General features: G+C 74.8%; 23 protein-coding genes and 1 tRNA gene. 10 read left to right on the forward strand and 14 right to left on the reverse strand.

What is annotated here, in order from left to right; translation table 11 throughout:
• Positions 1-42: 42 nt before the first annotated feature.
• The 3 genes from ABD994_RS12180 to ABD994_RS12190 are packed head-to-tail and all read left to right on the forward strand — an operon-like array spanning position 43 to position 2,320.
• The gene (locus tag ABD994_RS12180; protein WP_345414558.1) at positions 43-738 is read left to right on the forward strand and encodes a response regulator; all 696 of its coding nucleotides are present in this window, start codon (positions 43-45) and stop codon (positions 736-738) included.
• Complete coding sequence (locus tag ABD994_RS12185; protein WP_345414561.1) at positions 735-2,120, forward strand: ATP-binding protein; 1,386 nt, start codon at positions 735-737, stop codon at positions 2,118-2,120. Before ABD994_RS12180 ends, ABD994_RS12185 begins: the two co-directional genes overlap by 4 nt.
• Positions 2,117-2,320 carry a hypothetical protein gene (locus ABD994_RS12190; protein ID WP_345414563.1) on the forward strand — a complete coding sequence of 68 codons (204 nt, stop codon included), beginning with the start codon at positions 2,117-2,119 and terminating at the stop codon, positions 2,318-2,320. The genes ABD994_RS12185 and ABD994_RS12190 overlap by 4 nt, the downstream gene beginning before the upstream one ends.
• Positions 2,321-2,329: 9 nt before the next feature.
• Here ABD994_RS12190 and ABD994_RS12195 read toward each other — a convergent pair whose 3' ends face one another.
• The 5 genes from ABD994_RS12195 to ABD994_RS12215 form a co-directional block, all read right to left on the reverse strand.
• A complete protein-coding gene (locus ABD994_RS12195) occupies positions 2,330-2,968 on the reverse strand; it encodes a hypothetical protein (protein ID WP_345414565.1) in 639 nt (212 codons plus the stop codon).
• A 160-nt stretch (positions 2,969-3,128) separates the two neighbouring features.
• A complete protein-coding gene (locus ABD994_RS12200; RefSeq protein ID WP_345414568.1) occupies positions 3,129-4,313 on the reverse strand; it encodes an MFS transporter in 1,185 nt (394 codons plus the stop codon).
• 127 nt (positions 4,314-4,440) lie between these two features.
• Positions 4,441-4,719: a YrhK family protein gene (locus tag ABD994_RS12205; RefSeq protein WP_345414570.1), complete on the reverse strand. Its 279-nt coding sequence runs from the start codon at positions 4,717-4,719 to the stop codon at positions 4,441-4,443.
• A gap of 220 nt (positions 4,720-4,939) precedes the next feature.
• Positions 4,940-5,365, reverse strand: a complete 426-nt coding sequence (locus ABD994_RS12210) for an FAD-binding oxidoreductase (protein ID WP_345414572.1) — start codon at positions 5,363-5,365, stop codon at positions 4,940-4,942.
• Between the two features lie 37 nt (positions 5,366-5,402).
• Entirely contained in the window at positions 5,403-6,257 is an 855-nt protein-coding gene (locus tag ABD994_RS12215) for an ANTAR domain-containing protein (protein ID WP_345414574.1), read from the reverse strand.
• A 244-nt stretch (positions 6,258-6,501) separates the two neighbouring features.
• On the opposite strand from ABD994_RS12215, the gene ABD994_RS12220 reads away from it, so the two are divergent.
• Both ABD994_RS12220 and ABD994_RS12225 read left to right on the forward strand, forming a co-directional pair.
• Positions 6,502-8,271 (forward strand): glycoside hydrolase family 15 protein, encoded by a 1,770-nt coding sequence (locus ABD994_RS12220; RefSeq protein ID WP_345414576.1) that lies wholly within the window; start codon positions 6,502-6,504, stop codon positions 8,269-8,271.
• A gap of 228 nt (positions 8,272-8,499) precedes the next feature.
• Positions 8,500-8,835, forward strand: a complete 336-nt coding sequence (locus ABD994_RS12225) for an HPP family protein (RefSeq protein WP_345414579.1) — start codon at positions 8,500-8,502, stop codon at positions 8,833-8,835.
• A gap of 10 nt (positions 8,836-8,845) precedes the next feature.
• Here ABD994_RS12225 and ABD994_RS12230 read toward each other — a convergent pair whose 3' ends face one another.
• A complete protein-coding gene (locus tag ABD994_RS12230) occupies positions 8,846-9,199 on the reverse strand; it encodes a hypothetical protein (protein WP_345414581.1) in 354 nt (117 codons plus the stop codon).
• Complete coding sequence (locus ABD994_RS12235; RefSeq protein WP_425550053.1) at positions 9,196-10,179, reverse strand: SDR family oxidoreductase; 984 nt, start codon at positions 10,177-10,179, stop codon at positions 9,196-9,198. Before ABD994_RS12235 ends, ABD994_RS12230 begins: the two co-directional genes overlap by 4 nt.
• A 498-nt stretch (positions 10,180-10,677) precedes the next feature.
• Here ABD994_RS12235 and ABD994_RS12240 point away from each other — a divergent pair, with 498 nt between their 5' ends.
• The gene (locus ABD994_RS12240) at positions 10,678-10,998 is read left to right on the forward strand and encodes a hypothetical protein (RefSeq protein WP_345414587.1); all 321 of its coding nucleotides are present in this window, start codon (positions 10,678-10,680) and stop codon (positions 10,996-10,998) included.
• Between the two features lie 82 nt (positions 10,999-11,080).
• Here ABD994_RS12240 and ABD994_RS12245 read toward each other — a convergent pair whose 3' ends face one another.
• Positions 11,081-11,344, reverse strand: a complete 264-nt coding sequence (locus tag ABD994_RS12245; RefSeq protein WP_345414591.1) for an AI-2E family transporter — start codon at positions 11,342-11,344, stop codon at positions 11,081-11,083.
• Positions 11,345-11,624: 280 nt separating this feature from the next.
• Between ABD994_RS12245 and ABD994_RS12250 the strand changes: the two genes are divergently transcribed.
• From ABD994_RS12250 to ABD994_RS12265, 4 genes are all read left to right on the forward strand, one after another.
• A complete protein-coding gene (locus ABD994_RS12250; protein WP_345414661.1) occupies positions 11,625-11,852 on the forward strand; it encodes a DUF4396 domain-containing protein in 228 nt (75 codons plus the stop codon).
• A 129-nt stretch (positions 11,853-11,981) separates the two neighbouring features.
• A complete protein-coding gene (locus ABD994_RS12255) occupies positions 11,982-12,461 on the forward strand; it encodes a MarR family winged helix-turn-helix transcriptional regulator (protein ID WP_345414595.1) in 480 nt (159 codons plus the stop codon).
• Positions 12,458-14,077, forward strand: a complete 1,620-nt coding sequence (locus ABD994_RS12260) for a chloride channel protein (protein ID WP_425550054.1) — start codon at positions 12,458-12,460, stop codon at positions 14,075-14,077. Before ABD994_RS12255 ends, ABD994_RS12260 begins: the two co-directional genes overlap by 4 nt.
• 180 nt (positions 14,078-14,257) lie before the next feature.
• Complete coding sequence (locus tag ABD994_RS12265; protein ID WP_345414597.1) at positions 14,258-14,521, forward strand: hypothetical protein; 264 nt, start codon at positions 14,258-14,260, stop codon at positions 14,519-14,521.
• A 43-nt stretch (positions 14,522-14,564) separates the two neighbouring features.
• Here the strand turns inward: ABD994_RS12265 and ABD994_RS12270 are convergent, their stop codons facing one another.
• From ABD994_RS12270 to ABD994_RS12295, 6 genes are all read right to left on the reverse strand, one after another.
• On the reverse strand, positions 14,565-14,699 hold the full coding sequence (locus ABD994_RS12270) for a hypothetical protein (RefSeq protein WP_345414599.1): 135 nt from the start codon (positions 14,697-14,699) through the stop codon (positions 14,565-14,567).
• Between the two features lie 941 nt (positions 14,700-15,640).
• Positions 15,641-16,261 (reverse strand): hypothetical protein, encoded by a 621-nt coding sequence (locus ABD994_RS12275; protein ID WP_345414601.1) that lies wholly within the window; start codon positions 16,259-16,261, stop codon positions 15,641-15,643.
• Between the two features lie 256 nt (positions 16,262-16,517).
• A complete protein-coding gene (gene trxA / locus ABD994_RS12280) occupies positions 16,518-16,988 on the reverse strand; it encodes a thioredoxin (protein WP_345414603.1) in 471 nt (156 codons plus the stop codon).
• Between the two features lie 1,223 nt (positions 16,989-18,211).
• Positions 18,212-18,283 (reverse strand) — tRNA-Val (locus ABD994_RS12285).
• 72 nt (positions 18,284-18,355) lie between these two features.
• Entirely contained in the window at positions 18,356-18,817 is a 462-nt protein-coding gene (locus tag ABD994_RS12290) for a peroxiredoxin (RefSeq protein ID WP_345414605.1), read from the reverse strand.
• Between the two features lie 61 nt (positions 18,818-18,878).
• A complete protein-coding gene (locus ABD994_RS12295) occupies positions 18,879-19,316 on the reverse strand; it encodes a DUF3052 domain-containing protein (protein WP_345414608.1) in 438 nt (145 codons plus the stop codon).
• Between the last annotated feature and the right edge of the window lie 103 nt (positions 19,317-19,419).

The following is a 19,419-nucleotide window of genomic DNA, read 5'->3' on the forward strand; positions in this document are numbered from 1 at the left end:
CGAGTACCGTCACCGCACCGACGCTGCTGGAGGATGTGGGCGATGACGACGCGTGTCCTGCTCGTCGAGGACGACGAGCGCATCCGTCAGGCCCTCGGACTCGCCCTGGCCGACGAGGGCTACGAGATCGTGGAGACCGCCACCGGGGAGGAGGCGCTCGAGCTCGTCGACCCCGACCTCGACGTCGTCCTGCTCGACCTCATGCTGCCCGGCATCGACGGGATCGAGGTCTGCTCGACGCTGCGCTCCCGCGGCGACCTGCCCATCATCATCGCCACCGCGCGCTCCGACACCGCCGACGTCATCGCCGGGCTGGAGGCCGGGGCCGACGACTACGTCACCAAGCCACTGATCGCCGGGGAGCTCTCGGCACGCATCCGGGCCCTCCTGCGTCGTCGGCGTCGCCCGTCCGGCGACGCCGACGACGGCGGGTCGACGTCCGATGTCACGCTCGGGGACGTGGTGATCCATCGCAGTCGCGAGGTGGTGGAGCGCGCCGGGCAGCAGGTCCACCTCACGCACACCGAGTTCCGGTTGCTCGCGGAGCTGGCCGCGGCGCGGGGGGACGTGGTGACCCGGGAGCATCTGCTGCAACGGGTCTGGGGATACGACTACTTCGGCGACACCCGGCTGCTCGACGTCCACGTCCGCCGGCTGCGCCGCAAGATCGAACCCGACCCGGACGAGCCGACCCTGGTGCTGACCGTGCGAGGCTCCGGCTACCGCACGGGTCCATGAGTGAGCGCCTGACCCGCTCGTGGCGGACGGTGTCACTGCGGTGGCGCGTCGCGCTCGCCTTCGGCCTCGTGAGCACCGCGATCGCCGGGCTGCTGGCGGTCACCACCTGGCAACTGGCCTCGAGCTACATGCTCGAGCAGCGGGAGCGTGGTGCGACCACCCAGGCCACGGTCGACGGCCGGCTCGTGGCGGACAGCCTCCGGCGCGGCTCGGACGAACTGCCGACCCTGCTCGTCGGGCTCACCGGCGAGCCGGGTACCGCCGTGCTGCTCCGCAGCGGCGGACGCTGGACGACCGCCGGCCGGGAGGTCGATCCCGCGATGGTCCCGGCGGCCCTCGTCGACCTCGCGGCCGCCGGCACCACGTCGCGACAACGCGTCGTCCTCGGAGGGACCCCGGTCCTCGCCGTCGCGATGCCCGTCGGCGCGACCGGGGACGTCTTCGTCCGTCTCGCGCCGCTGACCGAGCTCGATCGCACGCTGCGCTTCGTGTCGGCGGTGCTGGTGGCGGGCACGGTCCTGGCGGGGCTGCTCGGGGTGCTGCTCGGCTGGTGGACGGCTCGCCGCGCACTGCTGCCACTGACCGAGCTCACCGACGCCGCGGGTCGGATGGCCGAGGGAGACCTCGCCGCGCGGCTCCCGGTCCGGCACGAGGCCGACCTCGCCCCGCTCGCCGCGCGGTTCAACGCCACCGCCGACGCGCTCGCCGAACGGGTGCGACGGGACGCGCGGTTCGCCGGCGACGTCAGCCACGAGCTGCGCACCCCGCTCACCACCATGATCAACGCCGGGGAGGTGCTGCACCGCCGGCGCGAGGAGCTGCCCGACGCCGCGCGCCGGGCGGTCGACCTGCTCACCGCCGACGTGCGGCGCTTCCACCGCATGGTCGAGGACCTGCTCGAGATCTCGCGCGGTATCCAGGCTCCGCACAGCCAGGACCTCGAACCCGTCGACCTGGCCGGCATCGTCCAGAACGTGCCCGACCATCTCGTCGCCGGGGCGCGGATCGACGTCGCGACGCCGGCGCCCCTGGTCATGGCGGACCGGCGACGCCTGGACCAGGTCCTGGCCAACCTGTGCCAGAACGCCCGGCACCACGGCGGCGGCGTCGTGCGGCTGGGCGTCCTGCGTCGGGACGGGCACGCCGTGATCGAGGTCGACGACGCCGGTCCCGGCGTGCCGGCCGAGCTGCGGCAGCGTGTCTTCGAGCGCTTCGCCCGGGGCGCACGGACGGGCCGGGACGGTGGGGACACCGGTGGCACCGGCCTCGGTCTCGCGCTCGTCGCCCAGCACGTGGAGGGACACGGGGGCCGGGTGTGGATCGAGGATCGTCCGGCGGGTGGCGCCCGCTTCGTCGTGGCGCTGCGGGAGGTGGCGTCGTGAGCCGGCGCTGGGTGTCCGCGGTCGTGCTCGTGCTCGCCGCCACCGTCGTGGCCGGATGCGGGGTCACCGCCGAGGGTGTCCCGGAGGTCATCCCCGCGAGCGCGCCACTCGTGCCGCCCACCGTCACCCAGGAGCCCGCCACGACGACGCCCCACCCCGCGGAGACCGCACCACCCACGCTGCCCGCCCGGGCTCGGTGACCACGGTGTTCAGCCCGGGGTGGTGCGCCCTGCGCCGGCGGTGAGGCCGGCACCGAGGCCGGTGCCGACCACGGCGGCGAGGAAGGCGACGCCGAGCCAGAGAGCGGCCCATCCGGCGCCGGCCCGGACGGCCTCGACGACCCGGAAGACGACGGCCGGGTCGGCGGCGGACCACGGTGGACCGGTCGCCAGGACGAGCCCGCTCAGGGCCCCGAGGTTCCCGGCGACGGCACCGCCACCGAACAGCCCCAGCCCGAGGAGCCCGCCCGCGGTCAGCGCCCACGTCATCGCCCCCTGCACCGTGGTGTCGACCGAGATGTCGCGGGCCGGGGACGCCGCTCCCCCGGCGAGCCCGCCGAGGAAGAGCGCGATGATCGCGAGCAGGGCGCTGACGATGCTCGCCGCCGCACCGGTGCCGACGCCGCGGACCCCGAACCCGATCCAGCCGAACGCGATGAACAGCAGCTGGAGCACCACGAACACGGGTCCCGCGACCAGGGCACCGACCCAGGCCGGGCCCCACCGGCTCGTGCGGCCCGATGCACCGGGAGCGGCGGGTCCGGTGAACCGCCGGTCGCGGTCACGCCGATCCTCGCGTCGAGAGGGCGGCGCCGTCGCCACGCTCGAGGACTGATCGTCGTCGGTCATCGGGAGTACCTCCACGCACGGTGTCACAGGTGTCCGGAGCCCCAGGGCCCGCGCCGACCGGGCGGGGCGCGGTCGGTGGTCGTACGGGGTCTGCCCGTGGGAGCGGCCGACCATCTTGCGACCCGCTGACGACGGCTGTGACCGCGTCGGCCGGGGCCGGTCAGGAGGCAGACCGGCGGCGCGACGGCCACAGGAGCAGCGGGACCGCCGCCAGCACGGCGGGCCCGATGACGAACCACATGGCGTCGTAGCCCTGGGAGGCGGGAAAGGCGGGAGCCGCGAGGGAGACCGCGACCCCGACCGCGAGCGGCCCGACCAGGCACCCGAGGCCCCGGCTGAGCAGGAAGAGCCCGGAGGCGGCCCCGTGGTGCTCGTCGGGCAGGACCCGCATGAGCGCCGAGTAGTTCACCGTCATCACGGTGCCCGCGGCCGCGGCGGGCACGGGGACGAGCAGGATCATCCACCAGCTGTGGGTGAGGCCGGCGCCGAGCAGGCCGGCGCCGTAGACGGCCGAGGCAGCCGCAAGAACCGGCCGGTCCCCGTACCGGTCCGCCGCCCGCCCGGCCAGCGGTATCGCCGCCACGAGGCCGAGGGCCACGAGGGGGAAGACCACGCCGGAGACGAAGCTCGCGCTGCGTCCGAGGCCCACGGTGAAGAAGAGCACCACGAAGGCCTTGAGGCCCTGGAGCGCGAGGTTCCACAGCAGGGTGGCGAGGAGGATCCGCGACACCTCGCGGTCCCGGACGACCCGGCCCACCGCCCGCAGGGCGCCGGCCCCGGAGCCACCCGCGCCGGGGAGCGTCATGTCGCGGCGCGACCACAGCACCCGCAGGAGCGTCGCGGTGCCCGCGGCGACGGCCGCGGCGGCGACCAGGAACACGGCGGGGGCCCAGAGGTCGATCAGGAATCCGCCGCCGATCAGTGCCGCGCCCAGCCCGGCGAACCGCCACGAGGAGGCCGCGGTCCGCGAGCGCCCGCTGACGCGGTCGGGCACGAGGTCGGGGTAGAGGGCCTCGTAGGGAGTGAGGTAGGCGAAGTGCCCGACGAAGTAGGCGGCGGCCCCGCAGATGATGACGACCGTGTCGAGGTCGGTGGCCACCAGCAGGAGCCCGGCCAGGCAGAGCGGCACGGCCAGCAGGACGAACCGCATCCGGTCGGCCACGACCCGGCTCCGGCGATCGTTCAGGACACCGACGACGATCGGCAGCAGGAGTCCCGCCGCCCCCTCCCCGGCGATCACGGCGCCGGTCACGAGCGGTCCCGACTCCACGCCGAGCAGCGTGGGCAGGTAGGTGCTGATCGCCGTGATCGCGAAGGTGGTGCCGAACGCCGGCGTCCCGAGCATCGCCAGGAACGGCCACCGGGCGCGCCTCGCGTCGTCGTCGGTGCCGCCCGCGGCGGCGCGGGTGCCGGGGGTGCCGGGGGACGCCGCGCCAGGTCGTCCCCTGCGCTCACCCCCTCGTCCCCGGGACTCAGAAGTCCTGGCCGGACTCGTGCGCGATCGCCTCGCCCGTCGTGGCGCCGGTGCGCCGGCGCAGGTGCACCACGCGGGTCATCCGGATCAGCGGCCGGATCAGGAGCTCGATGCTCCCGACCACGAAGAGCCAGGTCCCCGCCGTGGTGGTCGATTCCGAGAAGAACAGGAAGCTGCCGATGGTGAACCAGAGGCCGATGAGGATGTCGTTGACGATGCTCAGCGCCTCGTACCGCCGCCGGATCACCAGCTCGTCGCGTCCGAGGTGCAGGGTCATGCTCGTTGCCGTCGTGCTCTGTCGTGTGTTGCTCGTCGTCACGGGTCCCGGCTTTCCCGCGGGGCGGCCCCGCCCGTCACCCGTCGCCATACGATCGCCTGACGATGGGCCGACGACCGCGGGAGCAGGGAGCCTGCACCGCTCCCCCAGACCCGAAGGCTTGCGCGTCTGGCGGTCGAGCGCACGGAGAACCGGCCGACCGCCAGACCGGCGAGCAGGGTCACGACCGCACCCAACCCGCTGGCCATGCCGATCTGCTCGGCCGCGCTGATCCCATCCCCGGCGGGCACGCCGCCGACGAGGGCCCCGCCGGGGGTCCACGGAGACGGTGGCAGTACTTGGTCCAGTCGATCACCACCGCCGTGGTGGTGGTGCTGCCCGCGAGGTTGGTGCCCCCGCCCCGGGAGAGCACCGGGGCCCCGTACTCGTGGCAGACCGAGATCGCGGCCACGGCGTCGTCGACCCCGCGCGGGACGACGACGCCGAGGGGTACCTCGCGGTAGTTCGACGCGTCCGTCGAGTACGCCGCGCGGGTGCCCGCGTCGAAGCGCACCTCCCCCTCGACGCGGGCCCGCATCGCGGCCTCCAGCGCGCCGCCGACGACGGCGCGCCCACGCACGACAGGGTCCGGCAGGTGGACCACCATCCGGCTCCTCCTCGGGTGTCTCCCACCCCGTGAGCGGTCAGCGGTTGCTGTCGCCGCCGGGGAGGTGCTGTCCGGCCTGGTGCGACCCCGCCTCCGGCCCGGCGACGAGCCGGGCCGCCACGTCGGCGAGCCGGACGTTGCTGCGCTGGGAGATGTCGACCAGCTGCTCGAACGCCGCGCGGTCGTCCAGCCCGTGGCGTGCCATGAGCACGCCCTTGGCCTGGCCGATGACGTCGCGGGACCCCAGCGCGCGCTCGAGGCCCGAGACGCGCGAGGCGGCCTGCACGGCGACCGCGAGCGGCCCCGCGAACGTGCGGGCGACGAGCGCGGAGGGCTGCCCGAACGACGACACCTCCGGACCGTGGAGCGCGAGGACCACCGGGCGCTTGCGCGGTCCACCGGGCAGCACCACGGTCAGCGTGGCCCCGACGCCCGCCACCCGGGCCCGCGCCGACCACCGCGGCCAGCGCCGGGCCGCCGTCTCGTCGATCGCCGTGATCGAGACGGTGCCGGGCGGCGTCCGCCGGCCCCGCGCGTCGGCGCCGGGCCCCTCGTCCCAGGCCGCGCCACGGTGGTCGAGCTCTTCGGCCACCGGCAGCGTGGCCGCCCAGGTCCGCGCCTGCTCGGTGCCGAACTCGGTCACGCTGCCCAGGTCCGCGCCGGGCGTCGCGTCCACCGCTCCCGCGAGGAGCGCCGCGACCCACGCGTCCGGTGCCCGTTCGCCCCGCGGGCCCGAGGCGGGGGGATCGAGGGCCTCGACCAGGCACCCCAACGGATCGGCGTCGGGCCGATCTGGGCACGCCCACGGCGGCGTGGCGTCGTCGACGACGGACGACGGGTCGATCGGGTCGTGGTCCATCACGGCGCGCAGGGCCGACCGGCGACGGGACATGGCCTTCCTCTCGGTGTCCTCTGGCAGGAGCGGTGCGCGCGGCCCGGCCGTGTGCTCGACAGGCAGCGCTCCTCGTCGACCAGCTTGCCGCGCCCGGCGGGAGGCGAGGGGGTCCGGAACTGTCGGTCCCCTGACGTTCCCGGGGCCGATCCGGACGTCGCGGCACGACCGTGCCGAAGCCGCTGGCGGGCGGGACGACCGTGGATCCCGGGGAACGGTTCCGGATCACGTGACGGGAGGATCGATGACGCACGACGCCGACACGTCACCCCACGTCCTGCGCGAGTACGCGGTGCTCGCCGACGGCGAGCGGGGCGCGCTGGTGGGCCCGCGAGGGGACATCGTGTGGATGTGCGCACCGCGCTGGGACTCGCCCGCGGTGTTCGGGTCGCTGATGGGGGCGCCCGGCCACTACGCGATCACGCCGACCGGGCGGTTCGTGTGGGGTGGCCACTACGAGGACGCCACGCTCGTCTGGCGCAACCGCTGGGCCACCGACTCCGGGAACTTCGAGTGCCGCGAGGCCCTCGCCTTCCCCGGCGAGGTCGACCGGCTGGTGCTGCTGCGCCGGGTCCTCACCGAGGACGTCCCCGCCTCGGTGCGGGTCGTGCTCGACCCGCGGGCGGAGTTCGGCGTGGAGGGGCTGCGCGAGCTGCGGCGGGGTGACGACGGCTGTTGGAGCGGCCGCGTCGGGGCGCTGCACCTGCGCTGGACCGGGGCCCCGGAGGCGACCGTCGTCGACCGGGACGGGGCGCTCCGCCTCGAACTGGCCCTGCAGGTACCGCCCGGCAGCCATCACGACCTGGTCCTCGAGCTCGCCCGGGAGGAACCACGGTGTCCCGCGCCGGACCCGGACCATGCCTGGCACCGCACCGAGACGCGCTGGCGCGAGACCACGCCGCCGCGGATCGGTGCGGCACCGCGGGACGCCGCCCACGCCGCGTGCGTGATGCGGGGCCTCACGACCTCGAGCGGGGGCATGGTCGGCGCCGCGACCACGAGCCTGCCGGAACGGCTCGGCGGCGCGGGCAACTACGACTACCGGTACACGTGGGTCCGCGACCAGTGCTTCGCGGGTCGCGCCGCGGCGATCGCGGGCGTGCACGACCTGCTCGACGACGCCGTCGCGTTCCTCGGCGCGCGGCTGCTCGACGACGGCCCCCACCTGGCCCCCTGCTACACGGTCGACGGGGGCGCCGTCCCGGGTGAGCGCGATCTGGACGTCCCCGGCTACCCGGGCGGAGGCCGCCGGGTCGGCAACCGGGCCGGGGCCCAGTTCCAGCTCGACGCCTTCGGCGAGCTGCTGACCCTCTTCGCCGCGGCCGCGCGACACGACCGCCTCGACGCCGACGGGTGGCGTGCGGTGCAGGTCGCCGCCGCGGCGATCGAGGACCGGTGGACCGAGCCCGACGCGGGTATCTGGGAACTGGACGACCGCGACTGGACCCACAGCCGCCTGAGCTGCGTCGCCGGACTGCGTGAGATCGCCGACGCCGTCGGCCCGGCCCAGGCGGGGACGGCGGGCCGGTGGTCGGCCCTCGCCGACCGGCTGCTGGCCCACACCGCGGAGCACGCCACCCATCCCGACGGGCGGTGGCAGCGGGCCCCGGGCGATCCCCACCACGACGGCGCCCTGCTCCTGCCCTCGCTGCGCGGTGCGCTGCCGCCCGGCGACCCCCGGAGCCGGCGCACCCTCGAGACCTACCTGTCCGACCTCACCCGACAGGGCTACGCCTACCGCTTCCGGCCCGACGACCGCCCACTGGGCACGTCCGAGGGCGCCTTTCTGCTCTGCAACTTCGCCGCGTCGCTGGCCTGCCACCAGCAGGGCGACGCCCTGACCGCCCGGCACCTGTTCGATCGGGCCCGCTCGGCGTGCGGCCCGCCGGGCCTGTTCACCGAGGAGTTCGACGTCACCGAGCGCCAGCTGCGCGGCAACCTGCCCCAGGCCTTCGTGCACGCGATGCTGCTGGAGTGCGCGGCGGTGCTCGACCCGCTGGAGGCGGACCGGTGAGACGTCGCCTGCCGGCCCGCGTCCTGCTCGGACTGCGCTTCGCGGTCCTGGCGGGCGCGCTGCTCGCCGCCGTCGGCGCCGCGGGACACGTGGCCTCCGCGCTCGGCGCGCAGGCGGCCGGGGGCACCTGGCTCACCACGAGCCTCGGGCCCACCGCCTATGTGCTGCTCGCCCACCCGCGCAGCGTGACGAGCCGCATGCGCAACGCCGTGCTCGGGCACACCACGGGTGTCCTGGCCGGGCTCGGCGCGCTCGCGCTGTTCGGGCTGTGGCACGCGCCCTCGGTGGCCGAGACCCACCAGGAGAGCCTCCCCCCAGGTCGGCGCCCAGGCCCTCGCCGTCGCGGTGACGCTGCTCGTCCTCACCGTCGCCGGGGCCCACCACGCCCCGGCGGGCGCCACCGCGCTGCTCGTCGCCAGCGGGATCGCCCGGCCCGGACCGCCGCTGGTCAGCCTGGTCATCGGTCTCGCGATCGTGCTCGCCGTCGCGCCCCTGCTGGCCCGGCTGCCGGGCGAGCGCCACGACACCGCCGAGGAGGACGCGCGTGAGACGCCGATGGGCTGACGGTCGGGTATCAGGCCGGGGCCACCCGGATCTCGGCCACGGCGAGCAGGCAGGCGGTGGCCGCGTTGACCAGCGCCTGACGCCGGCGCCGGGCGTCGAGGACCGCCCAGCCCAGCATGGTCGCGGCGTGGGTGGCGTCGACGAGGGCGCTGCGCGCCGGGGTCACCCACCGCGGCAGGACCGCCGCGCCGAGACCCTGCGCCACGTGCCGGGCGCCGAGCACCCGGGCCACGACCGTCCCGACCCCGTCCTCGGCGTCGGTCGGCAGTGCGGTGCGGGGCACCAGGAGCAGCAGGGCCCCGTAGGCGATGCGCACCCCGACCACGCCGGCCCGCGCCGTGGTCGCGGTTCCGCGCGGCCTCACCGGCTCGCCCGCGCGAGGGACAGCGCCGCGCCCGCGATCCCGGCCGCGACGGCGGCGCCGCCGGCCAGCAGCTCGCGCCGGTGCGTCGAGGCCCAGAGCTGCGGGTCGTGGTCGTGCGCCCGGTCGTCGAACGGCCCGTGGGCGCCACGGTCGGCGTCCTCGTCGCCCGGCGCGAAGACGTTCGACCCGTGGCGCGGCGTGTCCCGGTCCGTCTGCTGCCCGGACACGCCCATCCGCCCCAGGTAGAGGTCCACGAGCTTGGGCGCCAGCCGCTCGCCCAGGATGGTGTAGGCCGTCGCGATCCCGACCCACATGTTCCGGCGCGGGTGCTCGGCGAGGAAGCGGATCCCCCGCGCGGCGAGCTCGGGCTGGAAGATCGGGGCCACCGGCACCGGGTGCCGGGGCATCTTGTCGAGGTTCCAGGTGAACTGCGGGGTGTTGAGCCCCGGCAGCTGGATCATGCAGACCTTCACCGCGCTCCGCTCGTGCGCGAGCTCGGTCATCACCGACTCGGTGAAGCCCTTGACGGCGTGCTTCGCCCCGCAGTAGGCGGACTGCAGCGGGATCGACCGGAACGCCATCGCCGACCCGACGTTGACGATCACGCCGCGGTTGCGGGGGCGCATCCGGCGCAGCGCGACCTCGGTGCCGTGGACCTGCCCGTAGTAGGTCACCTCGGTCATCCGCTCGAACTCGTCCATCGTGGTGTCCCAGAAGTAGGCCAGCGACCCCGCGAACGCGCAGTTCACCCACAGGTCGATCTCGCCCAGGCCCGCCTCGACCTGCGCGGCGGCGCGCTCCACCGCCTCGTGGTCGGCGACGTCGGCGACGGCCGACAGGCCCCGCCGGCCGCGCTGCTCCACGTCGGCGACCGCCGCGTCGAGTCCGGCGTGACCGCGTGCCACGACGGCCACGTCCCACCCCGCGTCCGCGAGCTCCCGCACCGTCGCCCGGCCGACACCGGCCGTCCCCCCGGTCACCACCGCCACCCTGGCCATCGCGCACCTCCGCTCCCGGGACCACTGCCTGGAGCCCTTCTGGTCCCCGACGTGCGGCGGCCACGAAACGGCCGTCAGCGGACCGCAAGGAAGCCTCCGCACCGTGCTGGCTGGGGGTCGCAAGCCCGTGCGGACCGCCGTCGGAGTCGTCCTCGCCGTCACGTTCCTCGGCCCGCCGGACGCGACCCGTGATCGGGACTCCCCGCAGAGGTGGCGAACCGTCGGGCGTCGCCGGGTGACGAGGGCCGGGAGACGGCGCACGGAGTCGGCGACTCCGTGGCCCGGCCGTGTCCGCCCGGTCGGCGGACCGGTCGGCGTCCGGGACCGGCAGGCGACCGCAAGCTCGGACACCTTTCCTGCGCCCCTCCCCCGGCGTTTCCTGGGAGGACGCCGCCCGCGGCCGCGCGGGGGCACCGCGCGACGAGGGGTCCGACCGTGGGCGAGCCCGATCCTGCCGACTTCTCGGCCGTGGTGTGTCCCGTGACCGGTGTGACCGCCCGGGAGGCGGCGGTGAACGCGATCATCGCGCGGGACCACCTCGGGGCACAGTGCGTCGCGGCGCCGCTCTCGGTGAGCCGCACCCGGCGGCTCGCGATGATCGAGGACGTGCGGGTCCTGACCGGGGTGCTCGCCCTCGAGCTGGACACCCGCGAGCCGCTCGCGGGGCCGTACGACCCGGCGTACCGCGCGCGGCTCGTCCACGAGGCCACGATGCGGTCGGACGCCTTCGCGCTCTGTGCCGCGCTCACCCTCGACGCCATGGACGAGGACGTCCGTCGTGGGACGGCCCACGGCGGCTGACGCCCGGGATCGGGTTGAACGCCCCCGCGGTGCCACCGGACCGGCGTGCGGTCGTCGGCGGCGAGTGCTCCTCGTGACCCCGTCAGGACTCCGGGTCTGGCTCTCGGGACGCCTCGTCGGTGCGCAGGGCGACGGCGGTCAGCACCGCGTCGGACACGGCGATGACGACGACCCCGCGGACGTACCTGCTCAGCGTCTCCCAGCCCTGCCGTCCGGCCGCCTCCAGGCGATCCCGGTGCGCCGCCGGGCCCACCGCGACCACGGCGCGCCACATGCCGTTCCCCTCCTTGAGGAAGAAGAACAGCACGAACAGCGCGATGACGACCCCGGAGAGCACCGAGACCACCGAGCTCGCCGCGCCGTCCCGCTCGGGGCCACGGCGCGGAGAGCGTCGAGGATCCGCGCCCGCACCTCGTCCACCTGCTCGGGCCGCAGCGAGAGCGGTCCCGTCACCAGCCAGTCACGGATGTGCTGCACGCTCGCGCCCAGGGACGTCGCGAGGTCGTCGAGCTGCCCGCGGATCCGGTGCTCCAGCAGGTATCCGGTCCCCCCGACCGCCGCGACCAGGACGAGCACGCTCAACCCGCCCGCGAGCGCCGATGCGCGGGCTGGGGCCGTGAGCCGGTCTGCGGGAGGCCACCGAGGCCGACGTCCTGTCGCTGACCGCGTTCGAGGTCGGGCTGTTCGCCTGGATGGCGATCATGGCCTTCGTCCTCGTCCCCGAGCCCCACTCCCTGCGCCCCGACACCGCGGCCTACTGGTTCCTCATGCAGATCGGCATGGTCATCGGCTTCGCCACCGCCTGGCCGGCCAACGCCTGGCTGATCCGCCGCGGCACCAAGGAAGCGATGTGATCCGACCGCGATGATCCTCGTCCTGGTCGTCGGGGTCGCCTCGTCGCCGGGTCGTGGTCGTGGTCGGCACCGGAGTCTCCCGGACGTCGCCGGGTTGCGAGCTGTATTGCCTCAGGCAACGATTAGTACGTGCAATCATCCGAGGAGCCCGCCGAGGAGCTCGTCGACGCGGTCATGACGGCCAGCCGCGCCCTGCTGGCGGTGGTGGTGCGGTCGTTGGGAGCCGTGGACGAGGAGGTGACGCTGCCGCAGTACCGCGCCCTGGTGGTCCTGGGGCAGCGGGGCACCGTGCGACCCGCGGAGCTCGCGGTCGCGCTGGCGGTGACGCCGCCGACGTGTACGCGGATGTGCGGGCGGCTCGAGGCCAAGGGCCTGGTGATCCGGGAACGCCCGGCCGACGACCGCCGGGCGGTCGACGTGTCACTGTCGCCGGCGGGTCAGGACCTCGTCGAGGAGGTGAGCCACCGCCGCCGTGCCGAGCTGCGCACGCTGCTCGCCGAGGTACCGGCCCGGCGTCGTGCCGCGGTGGTCGAGGGTCTGCACTCCCTCGCCGAGGCCGCGGGTGAGGTGCCCGAGCCCGACTGGGCCGTCCGAGAGGCGGCTCGGTGAGCGAGGACCAACGCGTCGAAGAGGTGCCCGACGAGCAGACCGAGCCCCTCCACGAGGAGCCACGACCGAGGCGGTCGGCCCGCTTCGCACGGACCGGGAACGTCCTGCACCGGTGGCTGACCGACTCCCGACCAGGGCTCGTCGGGCTCGCACTGATCATCGGGCTCGGCGCGGGCATCGGCGCCGTGGTGTTCCGTTACCTGATCATCGGCATCACCTGGCTGGTGACCGGGCGCCAGGACTTCTCGGACGCCGGCCGCGTCGCCAGCACCCACCTGTCCGCCCTCGGGCCCTGGTTCCTCCTACTCGCGCCCGTCGTCGGCGGTCTGGTCTACGGGCCGCTCGTGACGCGGTTCGCACCCGAGGCGCGGGGGCACGGTGTGCCGGAGGTGATGGTCGCGGTCGCCCGCAACGGGGGCCGCATCCCGGCGAAGGTGGCCGGGGTCAAGGCCCTGGCCTCCGCGCTCTGCATCGGCACCGGCGGCTCGGTCGGCCGCGAGGGGCCCATCGTGCAGATCGGGTCCGCGCTGGGGTCGTCCATCGGCCAGGCCCTCCGCGTGCCTGCCGGGCGGCTCACGCTCATGGTCGCCTGCGGCGCCGCCGGCGGGATCTCGGCGACGTTCAACGCTCCGATGGCCGGCGTCGTGTTCGGTCTGGAGATCATCCTCCGAGCCTTCGCCGCCCAGTCCTTCGGTGTGCTGGTGATCTCGTCGGTCACCGCGAACGTCGTCGCCCGCCTGCTCGTCGGCGACGACACGATCCTGCACCTGCCCCACTGGACCCTCGGCTCGTCCGCGGAGCTACCGCTCTACGCCCTGCTCGGCCTGCTCGCCGGTCTGCTCGGTTGGGGCTTCGCCCGCGTGCTGTACGCGATCGAGGACCTCTGCGACGTCGCCTGGCGCGGCCCCGAGTGGCTCCGGCCCGCCGTCGGAGGTGTGCTGCTCGGCGGGGTGCTGCTCGCCCTGCCCCAGCTCTACGGCGTCGGCTATCCGGTCCTCCAGGACGGCGTCGCCGGCGAGTACGCGGTCGGGTTCCTGTTGCTGCTCGTCGTCGGGAAGATGGTGGCGACGAGCCTGACGATCGGCATCGGCGGCTCCGGCGGCGTGTTCGCCCCGTCGCTGTTCATCGGCGGCATGGCCGGCACCGCCTTCGGCACCCTCGCCGCCGCGCTGTTCCCGACGCTGCACCTCGCGCCAGGCGCCTTCGGCCTGGTCGGCATGGCCGCGGTGTTCGCCGGCGCCGCCCACGCCCCCATCACCTCGGTGCTCATCGTGTTCGAGCTGACCGGGAACTACAGCGTGATCCTCCCGCTCATGATCGCGGTCGTGCTGGCCACGGGTCTGAGCCACCTCGTCTCGCACCGCAACATCTACACCCTGAAGCTCCTGCGCCGAGGCGTGGACATCGACGCCGACGACGACGCTCTGTCCTCCGGGGCCGACTCGGAACCACCGTCGTCGCCGGCCCCGACACGGTCCACGACGAGGCCGCGTTCGCCCGGGGCGTCCGTAGCGCACTCAGGTGACACGGACCGGCGGGCGGACAGCCCGGCCGCTCCTTCCGAACCCGGTGGAGCCGGCGCCCACCAGCCCGGCTCCGGAGCCGGCCCAGGCTGATCCGCCGGCCCGGCGGCGCGTGCACGAGCGCGAGGAGCCGATCACGGGAGCGCCGCCCTGCGGCTGCCCCCGACTCGACCTCGGAAGCCGGTCATCTCAGACATCTGCCAGGAAACACCGGGAACACCACCGCCGGCCGGCGCCGTCAGAGGGGCACGTACCGAGACGGAAGGCCTGATCATGAGCACCGGCTACGACACCTACACCGACACCGACAGCTACGCGCAGAGCTGGGACGACTGGTCCGCCGACCAGGCGGAGTGGTCGGGTTCCTGGGATCAGTGGAACGGCGACCAGAGCACCTACGACTCCCAGTGGTATGCGTCGAACGGGTACGGCGACGAAGCGGTGTCTTCCGCCGACGACGCCACCAGCTACTACTCGTCCGCCGACGACTCCTACGCCGAGGCGGACTCCTACGACACCTCGTCGGCGGGCTACTAGCGGTCCGGCCGCGGCCTCGGTCCGCCCGCCGCCGAGGTCGGTCTCAGCGAACGACGACCTGGGCGACCGCGCCCCTGTCGTGCGCGCCCGGCCGAGGGGCGGGCGAGGGCCGGGTCACCTGCGCGACCAGGAGCCCGAGCAGCAGCCCCACCAGGAGGGTGATCAGGGCGGCGGACACGGGGGCGACGTCGGGCCCGAGAGGTGGACGGCGCGTGTCGCCCGCCGGCCGCCGCGGCGACGGGTTCGTTCGCGGTGTGAGGAGCGGGATGTCGCGCGGGACCGGCGGCACGGCCGGCCCGCGCGACCCCGTGCCGGCCGGTCGGTGTCGGCGCTCGACACCGACCGGAGCGTCCTCGTGCGGGTGTGGTCCCGGCACGGCGGGGTTCATCCGCCGCGCGGGAGGGGTCGGCTCTGCGCGCCGGGCCGACGTGGTGGCGCCGGCGGTCACCCGTGGCCATCCCCGGTCGCAGAGCGCCGTGACGGCCCGCGCGAACGGTCCATGGTTGGACGGTCCCAGTCCGGCCGCCTCTCCCGCCCGTCCCGTGCCTTGCGACCACCTGACGATGTGGGCCGGGACCACCGACGGCCGACCCTCGACCGCGCACCGGCGCCGCGTCTCGACCACGACGGCCCTCAGACGGGCGAGCCGGACGGCGGCCACGCCGGGAGCTCCACCGCCGTCCGCTCGAGGTGACACCCCGCACCTCGGTGAAGCGCTGCCCGCGACGTCGGAGCTCGGCGACGATGCCCATCCCCTCCGCCACGTCGAAGCCTGCACCCCAGAAGTCGACGAGGTACCCGCCGCGACGCGGCTCGGGCGCCTGCTCGACGAGGACGGGTTCGTGCCCCGCGCGGAGCAACCACCAGGCCAGCGTCGGACCCGCGATCCCTGCTCCCACGACGAGCACCCTCACGACCGCGTCCCTTCGGTGCGGACCGGCGTCGGACCTCCAGTCTCCGGCCGGGGAGCGAAGCCGGGACCGGCGCCGCGGCCCTCGTCAGCCGATCGCAAGGCGCATCGGGCCGACGACGGTGGTCGTGGTCCGCTCGTCGGACGACGGCGCTCCCGCGGCGGAGGGCCGCGGGAGCGCCGTCGATCTCGGTGGCCTGGCTGCGGCGTCAGCGGCCGACGCGGGCCTCGGCGCCGTGCTCGCCGACCGACGTCGGGCCGACCCCCTTCGCGGCAGCAGCCCCGACGCCCGTGCCGATCACTGCTGCGACGAGGGCGACCCCGAGCCACAGCGCGGCCCAGCCGGCGCCGTTCTGGATCGCCTGGACCGCCTGGGCGGCCACCGCCGGGTTCGTGGCGAACTGCTGCGGGCCGGTCGCCACGACCAGCCGGGTGAGTCCCCCGAGGCTGCCGGCGAGCGCGCCGCCCCCCAGCAGGCCGAGGCCGAGCAGGCCGACCGCACTCAGGGCCCACGTCATCGCGCCCTGCAGGGCCGTGCTGGTCGAGGACCCGCGCCAGGAGGACGCGGTGCCGCCCGCGAGCCCGCCGACGAACAGGGCGATGATCGCGAGCACGGCGCTGACGAGGCTCGCCGCGATACCCGAGCCCGCGCCGTCGACGCCGAGGGCGATCCAGCCGAGAGCGATGAAGAGCAGCTGCAGCACGACGAAGACGGGCAGCGCCACCACCGCACCGACCCACGCCGGGCCCCACCGCGTCGTGCGTCCGTCCGCGACGGCGTCGCGATCCTGCGACGGTGCGGTCGACCGGTTGGCATCGAAGGTGGTCATGACGGGATTACCTCCACGAGATGTGTCTCGGTGACGGGTCCGGGGCTCCACTCGAGAGCTCCGTCCGCGGGCCGCGGACCGCTCGGTTCGGCCACCAGGCCGCACCGCGTCCGTGTTCGACGCCCGCTCCCGGCTGATGAGCTCAACCGGCACCGATCGGCTGCCCCGGTCCTCCCCGCCGACAATCTTGCGGCCCACTTGCGAACCTGGCCGGCCGCCTCATCACGCTCCTGCGACGTCGTCGCCGGCTCCTCGATCAGCCCTCCACGACCCGGGCGGCACCGTGCGTTCGTTCGGCGGTCTCCCGGCCGAGCTCCGCGGCCACCCAGGCGAGGAGCCGCTCACCCGGTGGCGCCCCGACCTGCCGGCCGATCACCCGGCCGGAGCGCAAGAGCAGGAGCGTGGGGATGCTGCGGGCGTCGTAGCGGGCGGCGATCGACGGCGCGCGATCCACGTCGACCTTGACCACCTTGAGCCGGCCGGCGTACTCCCGCGCCGCGCGCTCGACCACCGGCGCGACCATGCGGCACGGACCGCACCAGGCGGCCCAGAGGTCGACCAGGACCGGCAGGCGGGCGGCCTCGGCGACCTCGCCGAAGTCATGGTCGTCGGCGTCCACGATCCACGGCAGCGGGGCTCGGCAGTGGCCGCAGCGCGGGCTGCCGGCCGCGGACGACGCGATGCGGTTGGCGCGCCCGCACTGCGGGCACGACACGGGTGCGGACATGGTCGGAGCATCGGCCGGCGACGGGTGTCCGGGCAGGGCTGTGCGGGTGTCCCGCGGCGGGCCTTTCGACACGCGCATTCGGCGCACGGCGGCCCTGATCAGTCGACGCACGGGGGCGTCCCGCCCGTCGCAGGAGGCGGCGCCGTCACGGAGACGACGGCCCCAACGGAGCCGACGACGGCACCCGGAGGTGGTCCGGCCGCGGGCCGGGCGAGACCGGCACCGGCGCTGACGAGGACCGGGGCGCGCTGCGGGGCGGGTGGCGAAGAGGAGGGGTCCGCCGTCTCCAGGGTCCTCCGGACGAATTCCCGGACCCGGACCGGATCGACGCCGAGCGCGTCGCCGTCGGGGGTCTGCAGGTCGAGGCCGGTCGGCACCGTGTGGAAGGTCGTACCCGAGCTCGACGAGGCGCCCCCCGACGGTCGGGTCGACCACGCCGCCGGTACGGGCCGCGGCGAGCAGGGCGACACCGAGCAGCTCGGAGTCCCCGGTGAAGCGGCTGCAGGCCCGCTCGACCTCACCGGCCACGGTGTCGACGATCCGCGCCGCGCCACGCGCGGCGGGGTCCGCCACGACGAGACGGGCCCGCGTACTCCACAGCGCCCAGTCCTCGACGGTCCCCCCGACGACGCGTGGCCCTGACCGAAGCCGCTGCTCAGGCCACCGCCCGCGGAGGGAGACCAGCCGTAGCCCGGGTCCACGGACCCGTCACCGACCGCGCTCCCCTCCAGACCCGAGTCGTCCGGCGACGACGAGGGGGACAGGCCCGGTGCTCCCGACGAGGTCGAGGGCGGTGGGCTCGGTGCCGTGGTCGACGTCGAGGCGGACGCCGGCGCGTTCGATGCGGCGAGTCCGGCGAACAGCACGGACGCCGTGGCGGCGCCGGCCGCGATCAGGCCGGTCGCGAGACGGACCCGACGGGTCTCCCGGGTGCGAGCGTCTTCGGTCATCTCCATCGGTCCGTCGCCTGCTCGGCAGCCCCGCACCCACGCGAGGGCCCCTCGGCTCGGTTCTAGTCCGCGCTCCTGTGAGGACCGTGAGTGCGGCTCACCGCAGTCGGGGACGTCCGACCCCGCCCACGCCGACGCGGCGGCCCGGCGTCGCCAGGCCTACCGCGAGCGGCCCGCGGTTCCAGCGGCGAGGACGTCACCTGCCGCGATCTGGCCGACGACGACCGCGGCTCGGCCTGGCTCGAGAAGAGGCCGGTCAGACCCCGACCTGCGTGGGCGCGGCAGGATTCGAACCTGCGACCGACGGCTTGTAAGGCCGTTGCTCTTCCGCTGAGCTACGCGCCCGGTCCCGGAGCGAACGGGGAGTTCGTCCGCCTAGAAGCAGCGAACAGCACGTTCGCTCCGAAGACGAGCGAGTTACGACAGCTTCTTCAGCGCGTCGCGCCAGCCCTGCTGGTCGCGGGCGTCGCCGGGGCCGTTCTGCTCGGCGAACCGGACCACACCCTCGGTGTCGACGAGGAAGGTGCCGCGGAAGGCGAAGCCGAGGTCGGCGGCGAAGACGCCGTAGCTCTCGGCGGTGGCGCCGTGGGGCCAGAAGTCCGACAGCAGGGGGAACTCGTAGCCCTCCTGGTTCGCCCAGGCCTTGAGCGACCACGTGGTGTCGGTCGAGCAGCCGAGGACCTGGACGTCGTCGTTCTGGAACGTCGAGAGGTCGTCGCGCACCGAGCAGAGCTCGCCGGTGCAGATCCCGGAGAAGGCGAACGGGTAGAAGACGAGCAGGACGTTCTTCCGGCCCGCGAAGTCGTGGAGCGAGACCTCCTGGCCGTCCTGGTTCTTCAGCGTGAAGTCGGGGGCCTGCGCGCCCACCTCGACCGTCATCTCGACCTGTCTCCCGTCCGTCCGGTGCCCGAAGCGCGACCAGCCTAACGAGAGGCGCAGGTCAGCGGCGTCGCTGGGCGGACTGCTTCGGCGGGACGAGACGGGTGCCGACCCAGCCCTCGGACAGGCTGACGTTCGACGTCTGCGAGAGCCCGGCGGTGGGGGCGGCCTCCGCGATGTCGGAGGGCTCGACGTGGCCGTCGTAGCCGGTCTTCGGGGTGAGCACCCAGATGACGCCGTCGTCGGTCAGCGGGGAACGGGCGTCGACGAGGGTGTCGACGAGGTCACCGTCCCCGTCGCGCCACCAGAGGAGCACGACGTCGACGACCTCCTGGGCGTCCTCGTCGAGCAGGTCCTCCCCGCAGCGTTCCTCGATCGCGGACCGGACCTCCTCGTCGATGTCGGAGTCCCAGCCCAGCTCCTGCACGATCATCCCCGGCTCGATGCCGAGCTTGCCGGCGAGATCGGACTTGTCCGAGTCTCCCGTGGCCGCGACCACGTCCGCTTCCCCCTCGCGTCAGGGGCGCCGTACCCGACAGCAGTCGTGTAGGTCACCCGTCCGAAGCGCCCAGCGAACACGGCCGACGTACGCGGCGCAACCA

The organism is Actinomycetospora chlora, assembly GCF_039542135.1.
GTDB lineage: Bacteria > Actinomycetota > Actinomycetes > Mycobacteriales > Pseudonocardiaceae > Actinomycetospora > Actinomycetospora chlora.